Annotated in this window: 4 protein-coding genes; 3 read left to right on the top strand and 1 reads right to left on the bottom strand. The window is 59.4% G+C overall.

Annotated features, from left to right (window positions below):
- Positions 1-14 precede the first annotated feature (14 nt).
- Both AC1DRJ_RS21970 and AC1DRJ_RS21975 read left to right on the top strand, forming a co-directional pair.
- On the top strand, positions 15-701 hold the full coding sequence (locus AC1DRJ_RS21970) for a Crp/Fnr family transcriptional regulator (RefSeq protein ID WP_477803998.1): 687 nt from the start codon (positions 15-17) through the stop codon (positions 699-701).
- 70 nt (positions 702-771) lie between these two features.
- Complete coding sequence (locus AC1DRJ_RS21975) at positions 772-1,137, top strand: response regulator (protein ID WP_477803995.1); 366 nt, start codon at positions 772-774, stop codon at positions 1,135-1,137.
- A 156-nt stretch (positions 1,138-1,293) separates the two neighbouring features.
- On the opposite strand, the gene AC1DRJ_RS21980 is transcribed toward AC1DRJ_RS21975, so the two are convergent.
- The gene (locus AC1DRJ_RS21980) at positions 1,294-2,298 is read right to left on the bottom strand and encodes an AraC family transcriptional regulator (RefSeq protein WP_477803996.1); all 1,005 of its coding nucleotides are present in this window, start codon (positions 2,296-2,298) and stop codon (positions 1,294-1,296) included.
- 100 nt (positions 2,299-2,398) lie between these two features.
- Between AC1DRJ_RS21980 and AC1DRJ_RS21985 the strand changes: the two genes are divergently transcribed.
- Positions 2,399-3,464 (top strand): fatty acid desaturase (locus AC1DRJ_RS21985; RefSeq protein ID WP_477803997.1); only part of this gene is annotated, 1,066 nt, incomplete at its 3' end.

The following is a 3,464-nucleotide window of genomic DNA, read 5'->3' on the forward strand; positions in this document are numbered from 1 at the left end:
CTCTAGGAGTTTCCATGGATATGCAGGCCTGGCGATCGCGCCTGATGACGGGGCAATGGTTCAGTCATCTACCTGTTCCCTTACAGGATAGTCTGCTGGCGGCGGCCCGGATTCGGCGTTTGTCGTCGGGGCAGATGTTGTTCAAGCGAGGGGATCCGCCGTGCGGGTTGTATGCGGTGCTCGAAGGTTCGGTGCGCATCGGTGCGGTCAGTGAACAGGGCAAGGAAGCGCTGCTGAGCCTGGTGGAACCGCCACACTGGTTCGGCGAAATCTCCCTGTTTGATGGCCAGCCGCGTACCCACGATGCCTTCGCCGTCGGCCAGTGCGTGTTGTCGCACATTGCGCAGGCGACGCTGCTGAAGTTGCTGGACGAACAACCGGTGTATTGGCGGCAACTGGCGTTGCTGATGAGCCACAAACTGCGCCTGACCTTCATCAACCTCGAACAGCTGAGCCTGATGCCAGCCCCGGCACGCTTGGCGCATCGTTTACTGATGATCGCCGAGGGTTACGGCGATATCGATGCACCTCGCCGGGTGCTGCAACTGCCGCAGGAGCAATTGGCTTCGATGCTTTCGCTGTCGCGCCAGACGACTAATCAGATTCTCAAGGACTTGCAGGGGCAGGGGATTCTGAATCTCAAGTATGGCGAGATCGAAATTGTCGATGCGGAGCGGCTGCGGGCACTGGCGATTTTTTGAAATGCAACGTTATGGGTGGGCTTTACCAGCGAAGACGCCTAGCCTGTGACGACGATAATCGAGGTGTGCCATGCGTGTACTGCTAGTAGAAGACGATCCGGAGACCGCCAAACTCCTGGCCAACGGCCTGAATGAGGCGGGCTATTCGGTGGATGTAGCGCTCAACGGCATGGACGGCCGGCGCTTTATCGAGTCCGGCGAATACGAACTGATCATCCTCGACGTGATGTTGCCAGGGCTGAACGGCTGGCAATTGCAGCAGCAGGTTCGTAAGCTCGGCGAAACGCCGGTGCTGTTCCTCACCACCAGGGACGGCATCGAGGATCGCCTGCGCGGGCTCGAACTGCATGAGGATGATTATTTGCTCAAGCCATTTGCGGTGAGCGAACTGGTGGCGCGGGTGCGCAAGTTGTTGCGGCGGGATCGGGGGCGCTGAGGGATTTTTGTGGTGTCTGGTCGTGCCTCATCGCGAGCAGGCTCACTCCCACAGTGTTCCGCGCTAGCCACAGATTTTTGGGGTCAACACAGATCCCTTGTGGGAGCGAGCCTGCTCGCGATGAGGCCGGAACAGACAAAACACCTTCCGAATCTTTCAGCGCAACCCATCCCGAAACTGCCCCGGCGTCATCCCGGTCCAGCGCTTGAACGCGCGGCTGAAGCTGCTGGTATCGGCAAACCCCAACAGGTAACTGACTTCACTCAACGAACATTGCGGATCACGYAGGTGCAGCAGCGCCAGGTTTTCGCGGCTTTCATTGAGCAGCGTATCGAATCGACAGCCTTCGTCCGCCAAGTGCCGTTGCAGACTGCGCAAGCTCAAGTGCAGGGCTTTGGCGATGAGTTCGGCGCTGGGTTCGCCTTCGGGCAATTGCTCTTCAATGGCGTCTCGGACTTTGCGCTCCCAGGTCAACGGTTTCAGTTGCGCCAGGGTGCGTTTGAGTACGGTTTCGTTGTGTTCAGCCAGTTCTGGATTGGCGTCATCCAAGTGGCTGTCGAAATCCACCAGAGAAAACTCCACACGATCTTCGTCGGCCGAAAAGTACACCGGTGAGCGGAAAACTTTGTGCCATTGGTGCGCGTCGGCCGGCTCCGGTCGGCGCAGATATACCGCCAGCGGTGCATAGTCGCGACCGAGGCGATTGCGGCAGGTGCGCACGTAAATCGCAGTGAAAGCGTCGATGGCTTCGAATGCTGGCGCCGGGTTGCCGGCAGGGATTTTCAGACGAAAGCGGTAGCGATCCTCGGTGCGGGTCAGCTCCAGTTCCAGGGCATCGCTGACCACTTGGTGATATCGCACGATACGCTCGAACACCTCGCGCAAACTGCCGCTGGCCACTAGCGCATAACCGAGCGCATGAAACGTGGTGGGGCTGACAAAACGCGACACGCGCAGGCCAATTGCCGGATCGCCACTGACCCGCACGGCAATTTCCCATAGGCGCGTGGTGCCGGACAACGGGTAACGGGCGTTCGGGTCGTCCATCAATTGCGGATCAAGCCCCGCCTGGTGGCACAGGGCGGTGCTGTCGAGGCCCAGGGCATCGAGTTGTTTGCGCAGGGCGCGGGTCCAGCTGGCGAGGGAGGTCGGTTCAGTCATGCGAATTGGCGCTTCCGGTCAACAGGTTGGCGTTCACGGCTACCACCTTGTATGGAGGCGCAAGGCAGGATGCGAACATCAATAACCAGAGGATGGAAGCATGGACGGTACTTCTGCAAGTCCCCAGCGACTGAATGCAGCACAGCGATCGGCACATATTCGTGAAGTGGTGCTGGCCAAGGGCGTTGAATTGCGCAAACGCCACCCGATTCTCAATCATCAGGACGCCCTCGGCGCCGGTATTCTGGCCTTCGCTCTGGCCGGAATGATCGGTTCGGCGGCGCTGTACATGACCGGGTATATGGCCTGGTGGGTGTGCCTCTTGCTCAATGCGTTTTTCGCCTCGTTGACCCACGAGCTGGAACACGACCTGATACATAGCATGTACTTTCGCAAACAGCGCGTGCCGCACAACTTGATGATGGGGCTGGTATGGCTGGCGCGGCCGAGCACGATCAACCCGTGGATCCGTCGCCATCTGCACCTCAATCACCACAAGGTATCGGGCACTGAAACCGACATGGAAGAACGCGCCATCACCAATGGCGAGCCTTGGGGGGTTGCGCGCTTGCTGATGGTCGGCGACAACATGATGTCGTCATTAATCCGCATGCTGCGGGCCAAGACCTGGGCTCACAAGTTCAGCATCGTCCAGCGCACAGTGAAGGTCTACGCGCCGCTCGCGCTGGTGCATTGGGGCGCGTGGTACATGTTCCTCGGCTTCCACGCGGCCAACGGCATCGCGTCGCTGACGGGAGCGCCGATTGAGTGGTCGGCGACGACCTTGTCGGTGATGCAGGTGATCGACATCGCAGCGGTGGTGATCATCGGCCCGAACGTGTTGCGTACGTTCTGCCTGCACTTCATCAGCTCGAACATGCACTACTACGGTGACGTGGAGCCGGGCAACGTGATCCAGCAGACCCAAGTGCTGAATCCTTGGTGGATGTGGCCATTGCAGGCGTTCTGCTTCAACTTTGGCAGCAGCCACGGCATACACCACTTCGTGGTGAAGGAACCGTTTTACATCCGCCAGATGACCGTGCCGATGGCGCATAAAGTGATGCGTGAGATGGGTGTGCGGTTCAATGATTTCGGCACGTTTGGCCGGGCGAACCGGTTTGTACGCACAGATGTGGCGCAACCACAGGAGGTTCGTACCGCAC

The sequence above is a fragment of the Pseudomonas sp. P5_B2 genome (assembly GCF_056400445.1).